Here is a 20,524-nt window from a genome sequence, read left to right on the forward strand (position 1 = left end):
GTCAGCCCTCGTCCCAGCGGAACACCCGGGTCGCGATGAACCCGACGACCAGGGTGAACGCGAGCAGCACGGCACACGGCACCAGCAGGGCCTCCACGCCCTTGTTGCGCACGAGGAAGTCCTGCATGCCGTCGTTCATGTGCCGCAACGGGAAGATCTTCGACACCGTCTGCAGCCAGCCCGGCGCCCGGTCGATCGGGAAGAACGTGCCGCCGAGGAACGCCATCGGCAGGATCACGATCTGCGCGGCGCCGGTGGCCGCCTCCTCGGTCTTGGCGAACGCGCCGACCAGCAGGCCGATCGCGCAGAACGCCAGCATGCCGAGCAGGAAGACCGGAATGGACAGTGCCCATGTCCCGGACAGCTTCAGCCCGAACGCCGGCAGCGACGCGACCCCGATGAACAGGACCCCCTGGGCGATCGCGATGCCCAGGGTGACCGCGATCCGGGACGACAGGACCGTCATCGGGGACACCGGCGCGAGCCGCAACCGCAGCAGCACCTTCTTCTTGCGCCACGCCACGAACGACACGCCGGTGCCGAACACGCCCGCGGACGCGACCGCCCAGGACAGGATGCCCGGCGTGAGGTACTGGATCGCGGTCAGCGACGAGTCCTCGACCTGGTTGGCCGCCAGGATGTACTTCGGCGGCTGATTGGTGGCCCGGACGTTCATCTGGTCCACCACACCGTTGACCAGGCCCTGGATCAGCCCGGCGTTGGTCTGGTCGCTGGCGGCGAACCGGAGCTGGATGTCGTTGCCGTTCTCGGCGAGGATGGCAGGCAGGTCCCCGTTCTTGACCTTGTCCACGGCCGCGTCGAGCGTGTCGATCCTCTGCGGGTCGACCCCGCCGATCTGCTGCAGCGTCTGGATCACCGGGCCGTCGCCGACCACACCGATCTTGAGCTTGTTGCTGTCGCTGCCCTTGAACAGCAGGCCGAAGATGACCAGGAACATCAACGGCATCAGGAACACGAAGAACAGCGTCGCCTTGTCCCGGAAGAACCGTTTGCCCATCGCGGTGGACAGGCTCTTGAACGCGCTCACGCCCGGTACTCCCGTCCAGTCAGGTCAAGGAAGACGTCTTCAAGGGTGGCGGTACGGACCTGCAGCCCGTCCAGGTTGCCGTGCTCGGCCAGCGCGCTGAGCACCGGCGCCGGCTTGCGGGTGATGACAGTGAGGCTGCTGTCGTCCTCACTGACGTCGTCGACGCCGATGAAGCCCCGGATCTGCTCCAGCGACATCGAGCCGCGCTCCAGCATGATCCGCGTGGGCGCGTCCAGCCCACGGACCAGCGCGGCCGGCGTGTCCATGGCGAGGATCCGGCCGTGGTCCATGATGGCCACCCGGTCGCACAGGATCTCGGCCTCGTCCAGGTAGTGCGTGGTGTACACAATGGTCTTGCCGCGCTCCTGGATGGCCCGGAGCACGTCCCAGAGGTTGCGTCGCGCCTGCGGGTCGAGCGCCGCGGTCGGCTCGTCCAGGAAGACCACGTCCGGGTCGTGCGCGAGCGCGCACGCGATCGACAGCCGCTGGCGCTGACCGCCGGACAGCTTGTCCTCCCGGGTGTTCGCCTTGTCGGTCAGCCCGACGATCTCCAGCATCTCGTCCACGATCTTGGTGGACACCCCGTACAGCGAGGAGAACGTCTCCAACTGCTCGCGCGCGGTGAGCTTCTCGAAGAACGCGGACCCCTGCAGCTGCACCCCGATCCGGGGCAGCAGGCCGACGTTGCGCGGCCAGGGGTTCTCCCCCAGCAGCGTCACGCCGCCCGAGTCGGCCTCGCGCAGCCCCTCGATGATCTCCAGCGTCGTCGTCTTCCCCGCGCCGTTCGGCCCGAGAATGCCGAAGAACTCGCCTTCGGCCACGGTGAACGAAACTCCGTCCACCGCTTTGAGGTCGCCATAACTCTTCCGGATGTCGGAGACGACGATCGCATCTCCCCCAGACCTTGTCATGCCCGCAAGATAACCCGCCGGCCGCTGTGGACGGCGGCCGGCGGGTCATTCCGGTACAAATATCAGCCAGTTGGTTAGACCAATCGGCTGAGTACCCTAATTAATCCCTAATGGACTTCATCCCGCGGTGAGGGCGAACACGTGCAGGCTGCCGCCGCTGACCGACCCGGGCAGGGTGACGCTGCGAATCTGCTTGGTCGCGTCCAGTCCAATCGGCGCGGTGGCGAACACGTACGTCGTGATGCCTTGAGTGTTCCCGTTGACCGAGTTGCGGTACTGGGACGCGGCCGCGATCCGGTTGCCGAACGACGGCGTCTGGCCGCCACCGCCCAGCGTCCAGTCGGAGAACCCGACGGCGGCCTGCTGGGTCGTGCCGTCGGTGTAGGTGACCGTCAACGTCCCGGACGCGCTGCCGTTGGCCGCGCTGCCCAACAGTGCCAGCTTGGTGGCGCCGGCCGGGGCCGTGACGACGATGGTCTGTCCGGCTGCGACCACATTGTCCGGTTCACCCAGCCCGGTGATCGGCCAGGTGTGCGCCAGACCGTCCACTGTGATCGCCGCACCCGGCTTCACGCCCACGTTGGCCAACGCGTTCGCCGAGTAGCTGAAGCCGACGTTGTCGAAGTTCGCCACCGACATGGCGTTGTCCGGCGAGATCCCGATGTTGTTGAACGACGCCCGCAGGCTGCCCGGCGGGGCGACCAGGATCTGCAGCGTCGCGCTCCCCAACGACCCGCCGGGACCGCTGAACGTCACTGCCACCTGGTACGTGGCCTCCGGGGTGTCCGGTTCCGCGCGCAGCGCGATGGACCGGCCGGCTCGGCCACCCGGCGGGACGTCGATCGAGCCGCCGCCGGGGATCACCGCGATTCCCGGCGGCGGTGGCGCGGTCCACTGCACCTGGGCGCCGTCGCCGGAGAAGTCCTGCGCGCCGATCTCGACGAACCCGGAAGTGCCTGCGGGCAGCAGGATCCGGGCCGGGTTGACGTACCCGCGCTGCCCCACCTCGCCGTCCCGGAACGACGGCGGCGCGTCGCCTGCCCCGGTGCCCCAGGTGGCCGGCGTGGTGGACATGGCGAAGTCGACCGTGCCGCCTTTGTCCACAACGGACTCCGGCAGCCATGTCCTGGTGGACGGCCGGCCGTTGAAGGTCAGGCCGCCGACGTACTGGCCGGCGCCCGACGCGTTGATGGTGATGGTGGCGCCGGTCGGCCGGGTGACCACGACCTGGCTGAACGAAGGTCCATTGAGGACAAGCTCGGCCCGGCCCGGGATCATCGGGTACGCGCCTATCGCGGCCCACACGTACCACGCGGACATCTGGCCGAGGTCGTCGTTGCCGACCAGCCCGTCCTCGTGCGGGCTGTACAGCTCGTCCATGATCCGCCGCACGGTCGCCTGGGTCTTGGCGGGCGCGCCCGCGTAGTCGTACAGCCACGGCACATTGGCGTTCGGTTCGTTGCCCATGAACGCGTACGGCTGGTTCGGCCCGGCGTTGAGCTGGGTGAAGAACGTGTCCAGCCGGTTCACGACGGTCGCGTCACCACCCATCGCGTTGAACAGGCCACGCGGGTCGTACGGGACCATCCACGAGTACTGGGCGCCGTTGCCCTCCACATAACCGTCGCCCGAACCGGGGTTGAACGACTGCGTGAACGCGCCGTCCTTGGTGCGCGGCTGGAGGTAGTTGTTGGCCGGGTTGTACAGGTTCTGCCAGTTCTGGGCGCGTTTGGCGAACGTGCTCCAGGTCGCGCTGTCACCCAGCCTGCGGGCCAACTGCGAGATGGCGAAGTCCGCGCTCGCGTACTCCAGGGTGGTCGCGGCCGGCCCCCAGACTCCCGCCGCGCCCATCGGCACATAGCCAAGGTTCTGGTAGTCGGCCAGGCCAGGGCGTTCGACGTAGCCCTGAGTGGGCTGGGTCGCCCCACGCAGCATCAGCAGCAACGCCTTGCCCGCGTCGAAGTCCTTGGCGCCGAAGGCATACGCGGTCGACACGATGACGTGGTACGGATCGCCCACCATCACACCGGAGTACCCGTTGGCGACCGTCCAGCGGTCCCACGAGCCGCCCTGTTCGGCGTAGGCGATCATGGACCGCGCGATGTCGGACATCTCGTTCGGCGCGATCAACGCCAACAGTTGGGCCTCCGAACGATAGATGTCCCAGCCCGAGAAGTTCGTGTACATCGCGTGACCCTTGTCGGCCGTGTGTACACGACCGTCAAAGCCGGTATATCTACCGTCCACATCGGAGAACACGTTGGGTTGCAACAAGGAGTGGTACAGTGCGGTGTAGAAGGTGGTCTTCCGGTCGGTTGTGCCGCCGGTGACGCGGATCGCGTTCAACCGGCTGTTCCACGCTGCCCTGGCCGCGTCCTTGACCTGGTCGAACGTCTTGTCCCCGCTCTCCGCCGCCAAGTTGGCCGCCGCGCCGTCCATTGACACAAAGGACAGTCCAACTCGGACGTTCACGGTGTCGTTGTCGAACGAGTCGAACGTGACGAAGCCGCCAGAACCCGGCCCGGACACGGTGGTGTCCAGGGCTTTCGCGGACTTCCGCAGGTCGACCTTGGGCTGCGAGCCACCTCGTTCACTGGCCCGCCCAGGCGTCACCGCGCCGTTCTTCCACGTGCCGACCGACTCGAACGGCCGGTCGAACCGAGCGCTGAAGTACACCCGGTAACTGTTGGTCGCGCCACAGAACCGCCCACTGGTGGCCCACCCGGAGATGGTGTCCGTCCCGATCGTGACCTGGGCGTCGTCCGTGCCCGCGACCGAGCCGGACGTGTTGACCAACAACGTCGCCGGCGCACCCGCCGGGAACTGGAACCGGCCCATACCGGTGCGTTGGGTGACCGAAAGGTCGACCTTGGCGCCCGAGTCGAGACTCACCCCGTAGTAACCTGGCGTGACATTCTCGTTGGCGTGCTTGAACTTCGCGACGTACCTGCCCGGGTCGGTCGCGGGTGACGTGGTCACCTCGCCGACGAACGGCATGAACGGAATGTCCTCGTACGTCGAGCACCCGGCCCCGGACAGGTGTGTCAGGCTGAACCCCCGCAGCCTGTTGTCGTCATAGAAGTAACCGCCGTGCTGCGGGGTGACGGTGTCCGGGCTCCACTGGACCATGCCGAACGGCACGTCCGCACCGGGGAACGTGTTGCCGGCGCCACCCCCGGTGCCCTGGTCCGGACCACCCGGCCTGGTCCCCACATAAGGGTTCACGAACTGTGCGAGATCATCCACGGTCGACTGGGCGTTCGCCGGCACCGAGCCCACAGCAAGGCCCACCGCCAACACCGCAACCAACCATCGTCTGCGTGACATCTGCCTGATCGCCTCCCACGAAGGACTGACTGACAACCTTGTCGCTGTCAACCATTCGTGTCTGAAACATCGCGGAGAGTCAACAGTTAGTCAATCCCCAACGAAGCACAAGAGCGGCGGCGACACCGGACAGAGGTTCGGTTTTACATGGGGCACAGGGCCTTTAAGCTGGCTGCGGCGGCAGGCCCAAAGACGTCCCAGCGAAGGACCTGGGGGACTGAACCGGAGACCCCTTGGCCTGCCGGCGTAGTCGGCTTGCAGGCCCTGTGGGGGTCCCCATGTCAAACCGAACCGGGGGCGTAGACCAGACAGCCGTTGACACGCGCTTCACACGATGTGACACTCGCCGCACCATGACAACGTTGTCGGAAACAGGAGCCCGCAAGGTTCGCCGAGCGACCATGAGCGACGTCGCGCGGCTTGCCGGCGTGAGCATCAAGACCGTCTCCAGGGTGGTCAACGACGAGCCCGGTGTCCACCCGGACACGGCGGAGCGCGTGCTGGCCGCGATCGAACAGCTCGGCTTCCGCCGCAACCTCGGCGCCCGCAACCTGCGGCGCGGCATGTCCACCGGGACCATCGGCCTGGTTCTCGAAGATGTCGGGAACCCGTTCTATTCCGTGCTCACCCGTGCGGTGGAAGAGGTCGCGCGGCAGTTCGGCCGGCAGGTGCTGACCGGCTCGTCGGCCGAGGACCCGGCCCGGGAACGTGAGCTGGCGCTGGAGTTCTGCTCCCGCCGCGTGGACGGGTTGATCGTTGTTCCCGCCGGGATGCAGCACGGCTACCTCGTGCCTGAGATGCGCGCGGGCACGCCCGTCGTGTTCGTCGACCGGCCGGCCGGTGACGTGGTCGCCGACACCGTGCTCGTTGACAACCTTGGCGGGACCGCGGCCATGGTCGACCATCTCGCCGGGCACGGGCACAGCCGGATCGGTTTCCTCGGGGACGCGCCGGACATCTTCACCGCGAGCGAACGGCTACGCGGATTCCGGGAAGGCTGCGCGCGGGCCGGCATCCGTTACGACGAGTCGCTCGTCGTGATGGGCCCGCACGCCGAGCCCAACGTCACCACCGAGGTCACGCGGCTGCTCGCCGCGGGCGCGACCGCGTTGATCGCGGGCAACAACCGGATCACAGTCATGGTGCTGCGCGCGTTGAGCACGGTTCCGCAGCGGCCCGCGTTGGCCGGATTCGACGACTTCGAACTGGCGGACCTGCTCGACCCACCGGTGACCGTGCTCGCGTACGACATCGCCGGGATGGGGCGCGCCGCCGCCGAACTGCTCTTCGCCCGGATGGAGGGCGACACGTCACCGCCGCGCCGGATCGTGCTGCCGGCGCACATCATCGCTCGGGGATCAGGAGAGGTACGCCCTTGAACAGCCCAGACGCAGCCTTGGGCACGAGCCCGGTCTGGCTGCCGGCCAACCAGCCGCTCCAGTTCTACGCCGGCGGCAGCGGGATCGTCGCGCTGCGTGGGGCGGGGAACGCGCGGCTGGACCACGGACCGGAGGACTGGGTTGCGTCGACCACGACCAGGTTCGGCCAGCCCACCGACGGCCTGACCAGGCTGGACGACGGCCAGTGGCTGCGTGACGCGGTCCGGCTGCACCCGGAGAACTGGCTGGGCCGTTCGCACGCGACGTCGTTCGGGGCGGACCCGGCGGTGTTGGTGAAGCTCCTGGACGCCGGTCAGCGGCTGCCGGTGCACTGCCATCCGTCGAACGAGTTCGCCCGCGCGCACATGAACTCGCACTACGGGAAGACCGAGGCGTGGATCGTGGTGGGCACGCCGGCGGACGGCGGTCAGGTCCACATCGGATTCACCGGGGACGTGTCCGCGTCGACCGTGGCGGACTGGGTGGCCGAACAGGACACCGCGGCGATGCTGTCCGCGTTGAACCCGGTGACCGTCCGGGCGGGTGACACCGTGTTCGTGCCCGCCGGTCTGCCGCACGCGATCGGCGCCGGGGTGTTCATCGTCGAGCTGCAGCAGCCGACCGACCTGTCGGTGACGTTGGAGTGGAAGGACTTCCTGGACTCCGAGGCCGGCGGCCACCTCGGCTTCGGCTTCGACGTGGTGCTCGGCTGCGTCGACCGGTCCGGGTGGGACGCCGGCCGGCTGGCGTCCATCGTCCGGCACACCGAGGACGCCGGCCCGGTGACCGACCTGCTGGGTCCGGACGCGGCCGCTTTCTTTCGCGCGCAACGGATCCGTGGCGGCGCCGCACTGGATCCGTCGTTCTCGGTGCTGGTCGTGCTGGACGGCTCCGGGACGTTGTCCACTGGACAGAATTCGGTCCCGCTGAGAAAAGGTGACACATATGTGCTTCCGCACCGCGCCGGGGAGTCTATTGTGGACGGCGACGTGACCGCGATCCGTTGCCTGCCGCCGGAGGTTCCCCAGTGACACCAGTCCTACAGGCGAAGGACATCGTCAAGCACTACGGTACGGTCGAAGCCCTGCGCGGCGCCTCCTTCGAGGTCGGCGCGGGCGAGGTGGTGGCTCTGATCGGCGACAACGGCGCCGGCAAGTCCACCTTGGTGAAATGCCTGTCCGGCGCGGAGATCCCGGACTCGGGCACGATCCTGATCGAAGGCACGCCGGTCGCCCTGGACTCGCCGGTGGCCGCCCGCCGGCTCGGGATCGAGACGGTCTACCAGGACCTGGCGGTCGCGCCCGAACTGGACCCGGCCGCGAACCTGTTCCTGGGCAGGGAGATCCGCCGCAAGGGCCTGCTGGGTCGGCTGGGTGTGCTGGACAAGGCCGAGATGCGTCGGAAGGCGGCGGCGGAGTTCACCCGGCTCGGCGTGACGTTGCAGAGCATCGACGTCCCGATCAGCGCGCTGTCCGGTGGCCAGCGGCAGAGTGTGGCGGTGGCCCGGTCCGTGGTGTGGGCCAGCAAGGTGGTGTTCATGGACGAACCGACCGCCGCACTCGGTGTGGTGCAACGGGAGAAGGTCCTCGACGTGATCCGGCGGGTCCGGGACGAGGGTATGGCGGTCGTGCTGATCAGCCACAACATGCCCGAGGTGCTGTCGGTGTCGGACCGGGTGGAGGTGCTGCGGCTGGGCCGCCGGGTGGCCCGGTTCACCGCGGCCGAGGCCACCCTGGAGGACCTGGTCGGCGCCATGACCGGGGCCCTGACCCAGGAGAACGCCGCATGACAACCGTGGACACTGTTCCGGGCATCGAGCGCCGGAGCCTGGGGGCGCGGGTCGTCTCCGCGAACACGTTCTGGATCGCCTTGATGCTCCTGGCGCTCCTGGTCGTGTTCAGCGCGCTGGCGCCGAACTCGTTCCTCACGTTCTTCAACTTCCAGCGGCTGTTCGTCGAGACGTCGGTTCTGCTGGTGGTCGCGGTCGGGATGACGTTCGTGATCATCACCGGCGGGATCGACCTGTCCGTCGGCTCGGTGCTGATCTTCGCCGGGATGATCTCCGCCAAGACCATGGAGTGGCTGAGCCCGGGACAGGACGCCACCAACGCGGGCTGGGGAGTGATCCTCATCGGCCTGGTGGTCGCGGTGGCCGGCGGGTCGCTGTGGGGCCTGATCAACGGCCTGCTGATCGCGCGGGCGCACATCCCGCCGCTGATCGTCACGTTGGGGTCGTTGGGCGCCGCACTGGGTGTCGCGAGCCTGTTGAACGACGGCACCGACGTCCGCACGGTACCCACCCAACTTCAGGACACGCTGGGCTTCGGGACGTTGGAGGGCAACATCCCGAACCTGGTCGTGGTGGCCGCGGTGATCACCCTGATCTTCGGCCTCGTGCTGCACACAACGAGGTTCGGCCGGTACACGTTCGCGATCGGGTCCAACGCGGAGGCGGCGCGGCGGGCGGGCATCGGGGTGAGGGGGCACCTGACCACGGTGTACCTGCTCACCGGTTTCCTGGCCGGGATCGCCGGGTTCATGTCGTTGGCGTACTTCACGTCGACCACGATCTCCGGCCACACCACGGACAACCTCAACGCGATCGCCGCGGTCGTCCTGGGCGGGACAAGCCTGTTCGGCGGGGTCGGCACCATCCTGGGCACGGTGATCGGCGTGTTCATCCCGGCGGTGCTGCAAAAAGGTTTCAACATCATCGGCGTCCAGCAGTACTGGCAGCAGATCGCGGTCGGCGTGGTACTCGTCGCCGCGGTGTGGTTCGACCAGCAACGTAGACGTGCCCGGAACAAAAGGTAGTCGGAGGTAACAGTGTCAACGAGGACGCTCATGCTGGCCGGGGCCGTGGTGGCCGTGGGCGCGCTGCTCACCGCCTGCGGCGGGAAGATCGGCGAGAACACCACCCAGCAGCCATCCGGGTCATCCGGCGCGGCCCAGGGCGGTAACACCAACAAGGACCTGGAACTGGTCGTCGGCGTGAAGAACGAGCCGTTCTACATCTCGCTGCAGTGCGGCGCGGAAACGGCCGCGAAAGCCGCCGGCTACACCCTGACCACCCAGGCGCCGGACAAGTTCGACGCCACCATGCAAGCCCCCATCGTGACCGCGTTGGGTGCGAAGAAACCAGCCGCCCTGCTGATCGCGCCGACCGACGACAAGACGATGGCGCCCCAGATGAAGCAGATCAAGGACATGGGCGCCAAGATCATCGAGGTGGACACAGCCCTGCAGGACACCAGCGTCGCCGCCTCCTCGATCTCCTCCGACAACACCAAAGGTGGCGAACTGGCCGCCCAGACCATGGCCAAACTCACCAACGGCAAGTCCGGCTCAGTCCTGGTCCTCGACACCAAGGCCGGAACGTCCACAACGGCCGCCCGCGCCAAGGGCTTCGAGGACGAACTCAAGAAGTCGGCCCCGAACCTGAAGTCCGTCGGCATCCAGTTCACCGACAACGAGCCCGCCGTGGCCGCCCAGAAGGTCACCGCCGCGATCGCCAGCACCCCCGACCTGATCGGCGTCTTCGCCACCAACCTGAACTCCGGCGAGGGAGCCGCCACCGGCCTGCGCAGCGCCGGCAAGGTCGGCCAGGTCCAACTGGTCGGCTTCGACGCGAGCCCCTCCGAAGTGGAAGCCCTGAAGAGCGGCGCCTTCCAAGCCCTGATCGCCCAGGACCCGGCCACCATCGGCAAGACCGGAGTCGAGCAGGCGGTGAACGCGATCGAAGGAAAGTCGGTCCAGCGAAACATCGCCGCCCCCCTCGTCGCCCTGACCAAGGACGACATGCAGCAGAAAGCGGAGTTCTTCTACAAGACCAAGTGCTAGCAGCGAAAACACCGTCCAACCCGGCCGTGCTGTCCACTTCGGACAGCACGGCCGGTCTTTTTGGGTGGACAAGCTGGCCGGCCGGCGAAGATCGCGACGTCTGCTCAGGCACGGGCTCGGTGTGCGATTGTGCGCGAAGATGATCAGAGTTGATTGAAACTGTTGACTTACGTTCATCTTCGGTCAATCATGAGCCGACCCTGCACCCTTGGAGTACTCATGAAGGTCCTGCTTCGTTCGCGGTCCGCGCGGCTCGCCACTGCCGGCACGGCGGCGGTAGTGGTGGCGGCTGTGTTCGGCGTGGTCACGCCGTCGACAGCGGCTTCGCTCGCGTCCTACACCGTGACCGTCAACTCCACCGGCACCTATCCGCATCCCACCGACACCCCCGCCAGCACCTACATCGACAAAGACGGGACGTTCTACTTCCAGCAGTCGGCGTCCCTCTACGGCTCGACCGAGCCCCGCTACTGGGACTTCTTCTCCGGAAGCAACTTCGAGACGGCTACCCGCTCGTCGATCAGCGACGCGGTGAACCCACGCAACTCCTCCGACAGGAACAACAACACCACCTGGCGCTGCAACAACAGCCCCACGGGCGTCGAGTCGACCTACGCGCCGTCGGGTTCGCGTTACTCGCAGCGCAACTACTGCACGCTGATCGGTGTCTGGGTCGACCCGGACACCGGTGACTGGTACGGCCTGGTGCACAACGAGTTCACCCCGCAGCCCTTCGGCGATGGCCTGCACTACGACTCGATCGACTACGCCGTGTCCAAGGACCGGGGGCGCACGTGGACCATCCGCGACCACGCGATCACCTCGCCGTACAGCACCGCGCGCAACAGCTCCGCGTTCCCGAACCAGACCTACCGCTACGGCACTGGTGACCAGCGCCTGTTCGTTGACGTCGCGTCGGGCTACTTCTACGCCTTCTACGGCTCGCGCATCGTCGACAAGTCCGGTAGCTGGGTGGCGTTCTACGGCCACGTGGCGCGGTCGCCGATCTCGTCGAAGATGGCGAGGGGCTCATGGCAGAAGTGGTACGGCGGCTCGTGGTCGCAGCCCGGTGTCGGCGGGCGGGAGAGCACCATGGTCCCGACCAGCACCAACGCCAACGGGTACGTCTCGACCTCGTCGGAGTACAACCCGGCCAACACCGGTACCGCGAGTCAGCAGATCGCGGCGGGCAAGATGCCGCCGACGTCACCGCTGTTCGTCATGAACATCGCCTACGACGCCTACCTCGGTCTCTACATCGGTACCCCGCAGGCGGTCAACCAGTCCGGCAACGCGCCGCAGGAGATCTACGCGACCGCCGACCTGTCGACGCAGAGGTGGTTCAAGCTCGGTGACACCGGCGGTTACCACACCGCGTCGTGGTACCGCTGGTTCCTCGACACGGCCAGCAAGACCGGTTCCACGATCGTCGGCAAGAACTTCCGCATCTACTGCGCCTTCGGCTGCGCGAACAACGCCAGCGGCCAGTACATCAACACCGCCATCACCTCATCGACCCAAGCGTCCCTTATGGACACCGCCAGGTCGTACACGATCGGCGTGGGCGGCCGGGTCCTGTTCCAGGCCGGCAGCGGCACGACGGCGATATCCGGTGCGTCAACCGGGTCGAACGCGGAGAAGTGGACCTTCAGCCCCACCGGCGACGGCGCCTTCCGCATCGTCAACGTCGGCTCCGGCAACGCCCTCGGCGTCACCTCGACGGCCGACTCCGGCCGGGCCTGGGGCGCCAAACCCACGGTGCTGCCGGGTTCCAGTGTCGGACAGCAGTGGTGGATGATCCCTTCCGGCACTACGTATCGCCTGGTCAACCGCTACAGTGGCCTTGTGCTGGCGCTGTCGTCGGACACCGGCCGCCTGGTCGAGACCACCCCGGCCCGCACGTGGACCGACACCACCCGCAACATCATCGGCGGCAACCGCACCGCGGCCGAGCAGACCCTCACCCTCACCCCGGACAGCTAGACGATCGATCGCGTGAAGCTCGGGTGCCGGAGCCCGGCGGCTGACGTGGACGGAGGGTGTTCAAGATCGAGTCGTGAACAACGACATGAACACCCTCTCTCACGTGCTGATCGACAACCACGTGGCATCGCTACGCCAACCCCTTCTGCGCCTTCGTCACCCTCACCTGCTACAAGAAACTCCGCCAAGCAGCCACGCGAGACACGCTCTTAGCCGCACAGCTTCGCGAGGCTCAGCCACACCTCGGCCGCACGCTGTGCCGCCTCCGACGAAACAGCGCCGATCTCCTGCCGTCTGTCGATCACAGGGCGGCCACGCTGCTCGCGTTCTGTGTGCAACAGCCAAGGCCACCGCTCGCCAGGCGTGGCGACAAGCCACCACACTTCGCCCTCGGCCTCGGTCCGATACCGACCTCTGCCCAGCGCAACCCAGTTCACGGGTTCGCCTGCCGTGCGCGCCCGACTGCGGCACCGAGGTAGACCCGGAACTCACCCGCATCATCCGACACCATGTCGAGCGGGTTCACCACTGGCTGTCCATGTGCGTCACTCTCCTCACTCGGAATGTGACGCTACGGGCGGAAACGGATGAGCAAAGACAGATCAGGGGCTATCCGCATAGACGCGCATAGTCAGGCAACCGGCACCAACGAAGCCAGGTCACGGCGATAGCTGTCGGCCCATTCCGCCGCTTGCTGCTCGGCCGGCAAGGTATCCAGCCCAGCCGTGAGCAACTCGGCAGCACGCACTGGCCGGCCGAGGTACCGGTACACCCGGCCCTCCTCCAGCAGCCAGAAAGCGTCGTGCCGATAGTAGTGCCACGGTGGCGCGTCTGGCAGTTGCTCGACGGCGAGCAGCGCGAGATCGTTCGCCTCGTCCACTTTCCGATCCACCACGTCCTTGTCACCCAGAACGGCGTGGCCCCTGGCTTCCTGCAGGGCGTCGTACGCCAACTGTCCGGCATAGACACCTGTTTGCCGTTGCACTGCCTGGGAGAGACCGATGGTGGCGTTCACCTGACCGGTAAGCCACGCCAAGTGGCCCTTGAAGCTGAGCGCGGTGGCGACCATGTCGCGATCCACCGCCTCAGTCGCCAACTCGTACGCCCGACTGAACCATCGGTCCGCTTTCGGGTAGTGACCGGTGGCGGTACTGAGCCACCCAGCGAACTGGGCCCACTGGGCGCCGACCCGTACAGCGTGCGGGCGCAGGCCGCCGCGTGATTCCTGGACGAGACAGGCGACAAGCGCAAGTTGCGCGCGTACGGGCTCGATCATCATGCTTGCGCCGACTGTGTCTTCCAGCCGCCGTAGCCCGCCGAGAACGACTCCCAGGGACTCGACGGCCGGCAGGTCCAGGCGCCGTGCGTGGGCGGCGATGTAGTCGAGTCGGTCGGCATCGTCCGGGGTGAGCAGGCCAGCCGCCGGGCGGGTGAGGGCGATGAGCGCGCCGTCGGCATCAAGTACCGCGTCGACCCGGACGGCGAGTCGGGCGTCCGGTGCAAGCCGGCCGGTTTCGAGCCGTGAGATGGTGCTCTGGTTCACGAAGACACGCCGGGCCAGCGCCGGTTGACTGAGCCCGGCGCGCTTCCGGAGTCGACGCAGCGTGGCGCCGAAGGTCTCGGCCATGATCCTTCTCTGCAGAGAGGTACGGCGACCAGGCTACCCGACTGCCCGGCGTGGCACCCAAGTTGACGCGGGATGATGTCAGCGCCCAACAAAGGCAGCCCTGTGCACCTGTGAGGTTCGGTTTTACATGGGGCGCGGCGGGTATAAGCTGGCTGCGGCGGCAGGCCAAAAAGACACCCCGGTGAAGGACCTGTCGGGATGGACGAGAGAACCCTTGGCCTGCCGGCGTAGTCGGCTTGCACCCGCCGCGGGGGTCCCCATGTCAAACCGAACCGGAAGCAAGCCCGGAAAGCTCCCGAAGCAAATTGGCCCGAGCGTTCGAATCCCACAACGCACGGGCCTGAGCGGTCTGATAGAGATTCTCCCGCTCCAGCAAGGACTTCAAGACCCGCGAACGCCCCTGCCGCCACACCGAATCCGGGTACGCGGAATACTCCGCACGCACATTCCTTGTATACAAGTCATATACGTCCGGCGCCGCAGCGAGAATGGACAGGTCAGCGTCGAGCAGGATGTGCGCCAACGGGTCGTCGGACTCATGTGTGATCGTCGCAAGCACCAAGCCGGCCACCTGATCGATGTGTTTCACTCCGATACCCGTAGGCAGGAGGGCGGCCCGTACCCAGGAAGCGCTCGCCCGCTCGTCCGCGCCCGGTTCGGCATCGTAGATCACGTCGTGCGCGAGAATCGCCAGCCTCAACACGGGATCGTCCTCATCGGACAGTAGCCGCGCGTCCCGCAAGACAGCCTCGATATGTCCACCGTTGTGGTACTTCCGGTGAGGCTCGGCATACCGGCGGATCAAGTCGTCCGACGCCGATGTGGGCCGGCCGCCGAGTTCGGTCACCGCGTTGTCCCACTCGTCGCGCATGACCAGCAGGCTAGCGGTTCAGATACGCCAGCACAGCCAGGACGCGACGGTGACCACTGTCGCTCGGCGGCAGGTCGAGTTTGGCGAAGATGTTGCCGATGTGTTTGTGCACGGCACGTTCCGTGACCGTCAGGTGGGTCGCGATGTCGCTGTTCGCCCGTCCCTCGGCCATCAACGAAAGTACTTGGCGTTCCCGAGGTGTCAGGGAGCCGACCTGGTCGGTGCCTCGCCGCCTGCGCACGAGCAGCTGGGCCACGACCTCCGGGTCCATCACCGTGCCGCCCGCCGCGACGCGACGCAGGGCGTCCACGAACTCGTCCACCCGGCTGACCCGGTCCTTCAGCAGGTAGCCGACACCGCCGCGGCCGTCGGCGAGCAGCTCACCCGCGTACGTCTCCTCCACGTACTGCGACAGCACGAGCACAGGCAGCGAAGGGAACTCCGCCCGCGCCTCCAGGGCCGCGCGCAGGCCTTCGTCCCGGAATGACGGCGGCAGCCGGACGTCCACAATGGTCACGTCCGGCGTGTGTTCCCGGACCGCGGCGACGAACCCGGGCCCGTCGATCACCGTGGCCACCACCTCGATGCCGCTCGTCCGCAACAGCAGGTTCAACCCCTCGGACAACAGCACGTTGTCCTCGGCGATCACGACGCGCAAGGCAGCTCCACGGAGATGACAGTCGGCCCGCCGTTCGGGCTGTCCACCGTCAACGTACCGTCCAGCGCGGCCACCCGGCGCCGCATCCCGAGCACGCCCGTGCCGCGGGACTCGTCGATGCCGCCGAACCCGTTGTCCGCGACGATGATCACCAGGGCGTTGTCCCACGTCACCCGGACCGACGCCCGGGTCGCTTGGCTGTGCTTGGCGACGTTCGTCAGTGCCTCCGCCACCACGTAGTACGCGGCCGTCTCCACCGCCGCCGGGACGCGCCCGAGCTCGCCGACCTCCACCCCCACCGGCACCGGGCAGCGCGCGCCCAACGCGGCGAGCGCGTTGGCGAGGCCACGGTCGGCGAGGATCGGCGGGTACATCGTCCTGATCACGTCCCGCAGCTCGCCCATGGCCTGCTCGGCGCCCTCCCGCGCCTCCCGCACCAGCAGCCCGGCCGGGTCGTCCTGCGGCAGCGACTTCTCCGCCACCCCGAGCCGCATCGCGATCGACACGAGCCGGGCCTGGGTGCCGTCGTGCAGGTCGCGTTCGATCCGGCGCAGCTCCGCCTCGTGCGCGTTCACCGCGCCGGCCCGGGTCTCGGTCAGCTCCTCCACCCGCGCCTCCAGCTGCGACGGCGACAGCAGCACCTTGGAGATCAGCGCATGGGTCTTGGCCAGGAAGGGAATCGCGTACCAGGCAATGATCACGCTGAAGATCGCCAAGGGCGCGCCCAGCAGCAGAGCCATGCCGAAGTTGTTGACGTGCGAGCCCATGAACTGGATCGAGTCGCCGTCCCGCACGGTCCACCAGAACAGGGCGACGAACGTACCGACCGTGGCGAACACCAACAGCACCAGGCCGAGCATGGCCATGCCGAACCCGAGGAAGCAGTTCAGCACCAGCCAGATGATGTCCCGCCAGGTGTTGGAGTCGGTGGCCACCTGCACCAGCCGCCGGAAGATCGACCCCGTCGGCGGCCGGAACGCGGACGGCACCGGCTCGTCGAGCACCAGGCCGATCAGGGACCGGTGCAGGTCCGTCCACAGCCTGATGATCATGACCACGATCGGGATCAGCACGAACCCGAGGCCGGCGGCCACGATCGACATGGCCGACATCGGCAGTAAGAACAGCAAGAGCATCGAGACCGGCGTGAGCGCCCCCACCACCGCCAGGTACCCGAGGCTCTTCCCCCACTGTTTCAGCATGTCAACCAGTCTGCCGTTCGTCTCGGTCGGGCACAGTGCAGCGGGCTACACCAAATCCGGTTCGCCGAGGTGCGTCATCTGCGCGGCGATCCGCTCCGGGGTGGGACGCCGCATCTCCCCGGCGAGCTGACCGTCGGCGAGGAACACGACCGAGTCGGCGTACGACGCGGCCACCGGGTCGTGCGTCACCATCAGCACAGTCTGTCCCATGTCAGTCACCACGTGCCGGAGCAGCTCCAGCACCTGACGCGCGGTCCTCGTGTCCAACGCGCCGGTCGGTTCGTCCGCGAACACGGCGTCGGGCCGCGTGATCAGCGCGCGGGCGATGGCCACTCGCTGCTGCTGGCCACCGGACAGCTCGCTGGGCAGCCGGTTCATCCGGTCGGCCAGCCCGACGGACCGCACGACCTGGTCAAGCAGCCCACGGTCGACCCGCTTGCCGGCCAGCCGCAGCGGCAACGTGATGTTCTGCAGCACGGTCAGCGAGCTGAGCAGGTTGTACGCCTGGAAGACGAACCCGATGCGTTCCCGCCGCAGGACCGTCAGCTGCGTCTCCTTCATCTTCGACAGTTCGGCGTCGCCCAGCCACACCTGCCCGCTGGTCGGCTGGTCCAACCCGGCGGCGCAGTGCAGGAACGTGCTCTTGCCCGACCCGGACGGCCCCATGACCGCGGTGAACGTGCCGCGACGCAGCTCGATGCTGACGTTCCGCAGCGCGTGCACCTGCCCGTCGCCGGAGCCGTAGACCTTGGACACGCCGGCCAGTCGCAGCGCGGGCGTGACCACCGGCGCGAATGTCTGAGTGCTCATGACCAAGACGCTACGAACCGAGGGCAGGCGAGGACATGGGTCAGCCACCCGACCTGGAGGTGGGGCTAGCCCCACCACGGCGGACCGGCGACGAGGTGGTCCGCGGCCGTGTACGGGTCCAGGGAGCCGGCCGCGACCTGGGCGGCCAGGTGGTTCAACGCCTCATCGCCCGGTCCGTCGATCCTGGCGCGGACCGTTTCGAGCGCGATCGCCTCCACCTCGGCGCGGGCCCGACGGTGCCGGCGCTCCACCAACCGGTCGTGGGCGACCAGCCAGTCGTGGTGGGCGGCCAACGCCCCGACCACGTCCGCTATTCCGTCCATTGTGGACGCGACGGTCGACAGGATCGGCTGGCGCCACAGGGGTCCGGTGATTCCCTTGCGGGACATCGCGACCATGGTCTTCAGGTCGCGGACGGTGGCCTCGGCGCCGTCCCGGTCGGCCTTGTTCACCACGAACACGTCCGCGATCTCCAGTACACCGGCCTTGGCTGCCTGGATCCCGTCGCCCATCCCGGGCGCGAGCAGCACGACCGTGGTGTCGGCCAGCTTCACGACGTCCACTTCGGACTGTCCAACCCCGACTGTCTCGACCAGCACCACGTCGAACCCGGCCGCGTCCAACACCCGCAACGCCTGCGGGGCGGCCCACGACAGGCCGCCGAGGTGTCCCCGGGTGGCCATCGACCGGATGAACACCCCCGGGTCCGTGGCGTGCTCCCGCATCCGGATCCGGTCGCCCAGCAGCGCACCGCCGGAGAACGGCGACGACGGGTCGACCGCCAGGACGCCGACCTTTTTCCCGTCCGCCCGCAAGGACGTCAGCAGGGCCGATGTGGACGTCGACTTGCCGACGCCCGGCGGGCCGGTCAGGCCGATCACCCTGGCCCGTCCGGTGAACGGCGCCAGCGCCGCCGCGACCTCCCGCAACTGCGGATGCGCGTCCTCGACCAGCGATATCAGCCGACCGACCGCGCGCGGCTGTCCTTCCCGCGCGCGGTCGACCAGCTCGCTGACGTCGATCAGACGGCTACCGATCAAACGCGGATCACCAGCGCGTCACCCTGGCCGCCACCGCCGCACAGCGCCGCGGCGCCCACCCCGCCGCCGCGCCGCTTGAGCTCCAGCGCCAGGTGCAGCACGAGCCGGGCGCCGGACATGCCGATCGGGTGGCCGAGCGCGATCGCGCCGCCGTTCACGTTCACCTTGTCCGGCGAGATCCCCAGCTGCTCGGTGGACACGATGCCGACCGCGGCGAACGCCTCGTTGATCTCCACCAGGTCCAGGTCCTGCGGCGTGAGGTTCTCCTTGGCCAGCGCGGCTTTGATGGCGTTCGACGGCTGTTCGTGCAGCGAGGCGTCCGGCCCGGCGACCACGCCGTGCGCGCCGATCTCGGCGATCCAGGTCAGGCCGAGTTCCACCGCCTTCGCCTTGCTCATCACGACCACCGCGGCGGCGCCGTCGGAGATCGGCGACGCCGAGCCGGCCGTGATGGTCCCGTCACTGGAGAACGCCGGACGCAGCTTGCCCAGCGCCTCCACGTTCGTGTCGCCGCGGATGCCTTCGTCGTCGGCGATGACGAGCGGGTCGCCCTTCCGCTGCGGCACGGACACCGGGACGATCTCCTCGGCGAAGATCCCGTTCGTGGCCGCTGCCGCGGCGCGCTGGTGCGAGCGGACCGCGAACTCGTCCTGCTGCTGGCGGGTCAAGCTGTAGCGCGAGTTGTACTTCTCGGTCGACGCACCCATCGCGACCTGGTCGAACGCACAGAACAGACCGTCAAGGGCCATGTGGTCGACCATCGTGACGTCGCCGTACTTGAACCCGGACCGCGACTTCGGCAGCAGGTGCGGCGCCTGGGTCATCGACTCCTGGCCGCCGGCCACCACGATGTCGAACTCGCCTGCCCGGATCAGCTGGTCGGCCAGGGCGATACTGTCCAGGCCGGACAGGCACACCTTGTTGATGGTCAGCGCGGGCACGCTCATCGGGATGCCCGCGTGCACCGCGGCCTGCCGGGCCGGGATCTGCCCCGCGCCTGCGGTCAGCACCTGGCCCATGATCACGTACTGCACCTGCTCGGGGCGCACGCCCGCCCGGTCGAGCGCGCCCTTGATGGCGAACCCACCGAGTTGGGTGCCGGAGAAGTCCTTCAGGCCCCCGAGGAGCCGACCCATCGGGGTACGGGCTCCAGCGACGATGACGGAACCGGACACAGGCAGCCTCCAATGCAAGCGCTCGTTAACCCAAGACGATACCCAGCGGTAGGGACTGCACCGATTCCGACGAACGAGTTGTGTCGCGCACACCACAGTTCTGTTTACCGACCCCCTGCGGGGGCGCCCACCCCCACCGCCTCCTCGCGCGTGCGTTGCGCGACGTGCCTACCCTTGAGGGTATGTCTCAGGAATCAGGCGCACGGGTCGCAGCCGTCGTAACAGCCATCGACCACGTCGGCATCGCCGTCCCGGACCTCGACGAGGCGATCGAGTTCTACCAGGAGACGTACGGGCTCGTGGTCGCCGCGGTCGAGGTGAACGAGGAGCAGGGCGTCCGCGAGGCGATGCTCCGGGTCCCGGGCGACGACGGCACCGGTACCGCGATCCAGTTGCTCGCGCCGCTGACGCCGGACTCGACCATCGGCAGGTTCCTGGCCAAGAAGGGCCCAGGACTCCAGCAACTGGCGTATCGGGTGGCCGACATCGAAGAGACATCCGAGGCGCTGCGGGCGAAAGGCCTAAAGGTTGTCTTCGACGAACCTAAACACGGTACACAGAACAGTCGTACTCAGTTCGTCCACCCCAAGTCCACCGGCGGTGTCCTGGTCGAATTCGTGCAGCCCGCGGACTGAATCGGTTCCAGTGGCGCA

Annotated in this window: 17 protein-coding genes; 7 read left to right on the plus strand and 10 right to left on the minus strand. The window is 67.8% G+C overall.

What is annotated here, in order from left to right; all coding sequences use genetic code 11:
* Position 1 precedes the first annotated feature (1 nt).
* From EV192_RS29845 to EV192_RS29855, 3 genes are all read right to left on the minus strand, one after another.
* The gene (locus tag EV192_RS29845) at positions 2–1,048 is read right to left on the minus strand and encodes an ABC transporter permease (protein WP_243727138.1); all 1,047 of its coding nucleotides are present in this window, start codon (positions 1,046–1,048) and stop codon (positions 2–4) included.
* Entirely contained in the window at positions 1,045–1,959 is a 915-nt protein-coding gene (locus tag EV192_RS29850; protein ID WP_132121215.1) for an ABC transporter ATP-binding protein, read from the minus strand. The genes EV192_RS29845 and EV192_RS29850 overlap by 4 nt, the downstream gene beginning before the upstream one ends.
* Positions 1,960–2,076: 117 nt before the next feature.
* The gene (locus EV192_RS29855; RefSeq protein WP_132121217.1) at positions 2,077–5,286 is read right to left on the minus strand and encodes a GH92 family glycosyl hydrolase; all 3,210 of its coding nucleotides are present in this window, start codon (positions 5,284–5,286) and stop codon (positions 2,077–2,079) included.
* Positions 5,287–5,687: 401 nt separating this feature from the next.
* Between EV192_RS29855 and EV192_RS29860 the strand changes: the two genes are divergently transcribed.
* From EV192_RS29860 to EV192_RS29885, 6 genes are all read left to right on the plus strand, one after another.
* A complete protein-coding gene (locus EV192_RS29860; RefSeq protein WP_132121219.1) occupies positions 5,688–6,665 on the plus strand; it encodes a LacI family DNA-binding transcriptional regulator in 978 nt (325 codons plus the stop codon).
* Positions 6,662–7,696, plus strand: a complete 1,035-nt coding sequence (locus EV192_RS29865) for a class I mannose-6-phosphate isomerase (protein WP_243727140.1) — start codon at positions 6,662–6,664, stop codon at positions 7,694–7,696. Before EV192_RS29860 ends, EV192_RS29865 begins: the two co-directional genes overlap by 4 nt.
* Complete coding sequence (locus tag EV192_RS29870) at positions 7,693–8,454, plus strand: ATP-binding cassette domain-containing protein (RefSeq protein WP_132121221.1); 762 nt, start codon at positions 7,693–7,695, stop codon at positions 8,452–8,454. Before EV192_RS29865 ends, EV192_RS29870 begins: the two co-directional genes overlap by 4 nt.
* Positions 8,451–9,479, plus strand: coding sequence for an ABC transporter permease (locus EV192_RS29875; RefSeq protein WP_132121223.1), 1,029 nt, complete (start codon positions 8,451–8,453; stop codon positions 9,477–9,479). The genes EV192_RS29870 and EV192_RS29875 overlap by 4 nt, the downstream gene beginning before the upstream one ends.
* 30 nt (positions 9,480–9,509) lie before the next feature.
* On the plus strand, positions 9,510–10,505 hold the full coding sequence (locus EV192_RS29880; protein ID WP_132121539.1) for an ABC transporter substrate-binding protein: 996 nt from the start codon (positions 9,510–9,512) through the stop codon (positions 10,503–10,505).
* Positions 10,506–10,724: 219 nt separating this feature from the next.
* Positions 10,725–12,488 (plus strand): RICIN domain-containing protein, encoded by a 1,764-nt coding sequence (locus EV192_RS29885; RefSeq protein WP_132121225.1) that lies wholly within the window; start codon positions 10,725–10,727, stop codon positions 12,486–12,488.
* 631 nt (positions 12,489–13,119) lie between these two features.
* Here EV192_RS29885 and EV192_RS29890 read toward each other — a convergent pair.
* The 7 genes from EV192_RS29890 to EV192_RS29920 all read right to left on the minus strand — a co-directional run bounded on the left by EV192_RS29890 (position 13,120) and on the right by EV192_RS29920 (position 19,871).
* Positions 13,120–14,130 carry a helix-turn-helix transcriptional regulator gene (locus tag EV192_RS29890; protein WP_481729739.1) on the minus strand — a complete coding sequence of 337 codons (1,011 nt, stop codon included), beginning with the start codon at positions 14,128–14,130 and terminating at the stop codon, positions 13,120–13,122.
* 247 nt (positions 14,131–14,377) lie between these two features.
* Complete coding sequence (locus EV192_RS29895; RefSeq protein ID WP_132121229.1) at positions 14,378–14,986, minus strand: HD domain-containing protein; 609 nt, start codon at positions 14,984–14,986, stop codon at positions 14,378–14,380.
* A gap of 10 nt (positions 14,987–14,996) precedes the next feature.
* Positions 14,997–15,644 (minus strand): response regulator, encoded by a 648-nt coding sequence (locus tag EV192_RS29900; protein ID WP_132121231.1) that lies wholly within the window; start codon positions 15,642–15,644, stop codon positions 14,997–14,999.
* Positions 15,632–16,846, minus strand: coding sequence for a sensor histidine kinase (locus EV192_RS29905; RefSeq protein WP_132121233.1), 1,215 nt, complete (start codon positions 16,844–16,846; stop codon positions 15,632–15,634). Before EV192_RS29905 ends, EV192_RS29900 begins: the two co-directional genes overlap by 13 nt.
* 45 nt (positions 16,847–16,891) lie before the next feature.
* Entirely contained in the window at positions 16,892–17,656 is a 765-nt protein-coding gene (locus tag EV192_RS29910; protein ID WP_132121235.1) for an ABC transporter ATP-binding protein, read from the minus strand.
* A 65-nt stretch (positions 17,657–17,721) separates the two neighbouring features.
* Positions 17,722–18,696, minus strand: a complete 975-nt coding sequence (gene meaB / locus EV192_RS29915) for a methylmalonyl Co-A mutase-associated GTPase MeaB (protein WP_243727141.1) — start codon at positions 18,694–18,696, stop codon at positions 17,722–17,724.
* Positions 18,693–19,871, minus strand: coding sequence for an acetyl-CoA C-acetyltransferase (locus EV192_RS29920; RefSeq protein ID WP_132121237.1), 1,179 nt, complete (start codon positions 19,869–19,871; stop codon positions 18,693–18,695). Before EV192_RS29920 ends, meaB begins: the two co-directional genes overlap by 4 nt.
* A gap of 182 nt (positions 19,872–20,053) precedes the next feature.
* Between EV192_RS29920 and mce the strand changes: the two genes are divergently transcribed.
* Positions 20,054–20,506 (plus strand): methylmalonyl-CoA epimerase, encoded by a 453-nt coding sequence (gene mce / locus EV192_RS29925; RefSeq protein WP_132121239.1) that lies wholly within the window; start codon positions 20,054–20,056, stop codon positions 20,504–20,506.
* Positions 20,507–20,524: the final 18 nt, after the last annotated feature.

Source organism: Actinocrispum wychmicini (genome assembly GCF_004345645.1).
GTDB lineage: Bacteria > Actinomycetota > Actinomycetes > Mycobacteriales > Pseudonocardiaceae > Kibdelosporangium > Kibdelosporangium wychmicini.

Coding starts and splice junctions, on each gene's coding strand:
- EV192_RS29850 (WP_132121215.1), bottom strand. CDS start 1,959: ATGACAAGGTCTGGGGGAGATGCGATCGTCGTCTCCGACATCCGGAAG.
- EV192_RS29855 (WP_132121217.1), bottom strand. CDS start 5,286: ATGTCACGCAGACGATGGTTGGTTGCGGTGTTGGCGGTGGGCCTTGCT.
- EV192_RS29860 (WP_132121219.1), top strand. CDS start 5,688: ATGAGCGACGTCGCGCGGCTTGCCGGCGTGAGCATCAAGACCGTCTCC.
- EV192_RS29875 (WP_132121223.1), top strand. CDS start 8,451: ATGACAACCGTGGACACTGTTCCGGGCATCGAGCGCCGGAGCCTGGGG.
- EV192_RS29880 (WP_132121539.1), top strand. CDS start 9,510: ATGCTGGCCGGGGCCGTGGTGGCCGTGGGCGCGCTGCTCACCGCCTGC.
- EV192_RS29885 (WP_132121225.1), top strand. CDS start 10,725: ATGAAGGTCCTGCTTCGTTCGCGGTCCGCGCGGCTCGCCACTGCCGGC.
- EV192_RS29895 (WP_132121229.1), bottom strand. CDS start 14,986: ATGCGCGACGAGTGGGACAACGCGGTGACCGAACTCGGCGGCCGGCCC.
- EV192_RS29905 (WP_132121233.1), bottom strand. CDS start 16,846: ATGCTGAAACAGTGGGGGAAGAGCCTCGGGTACCTGGCGGTGGTGGGG.
- EV192_RS29910 (WP_132121235.1), bottom strand. CDS start 17,656: ATGAGCACTCAGACATTCGCGCCGGTGGTCACGCCCGCGCTGCGACTG.
- mce (WP_132121239.1), top strand. CDS start 20,054: ATGTCTCAGGAATCAGGCGCACGGGTCGCAGCCGTCGTAACAGCCATC.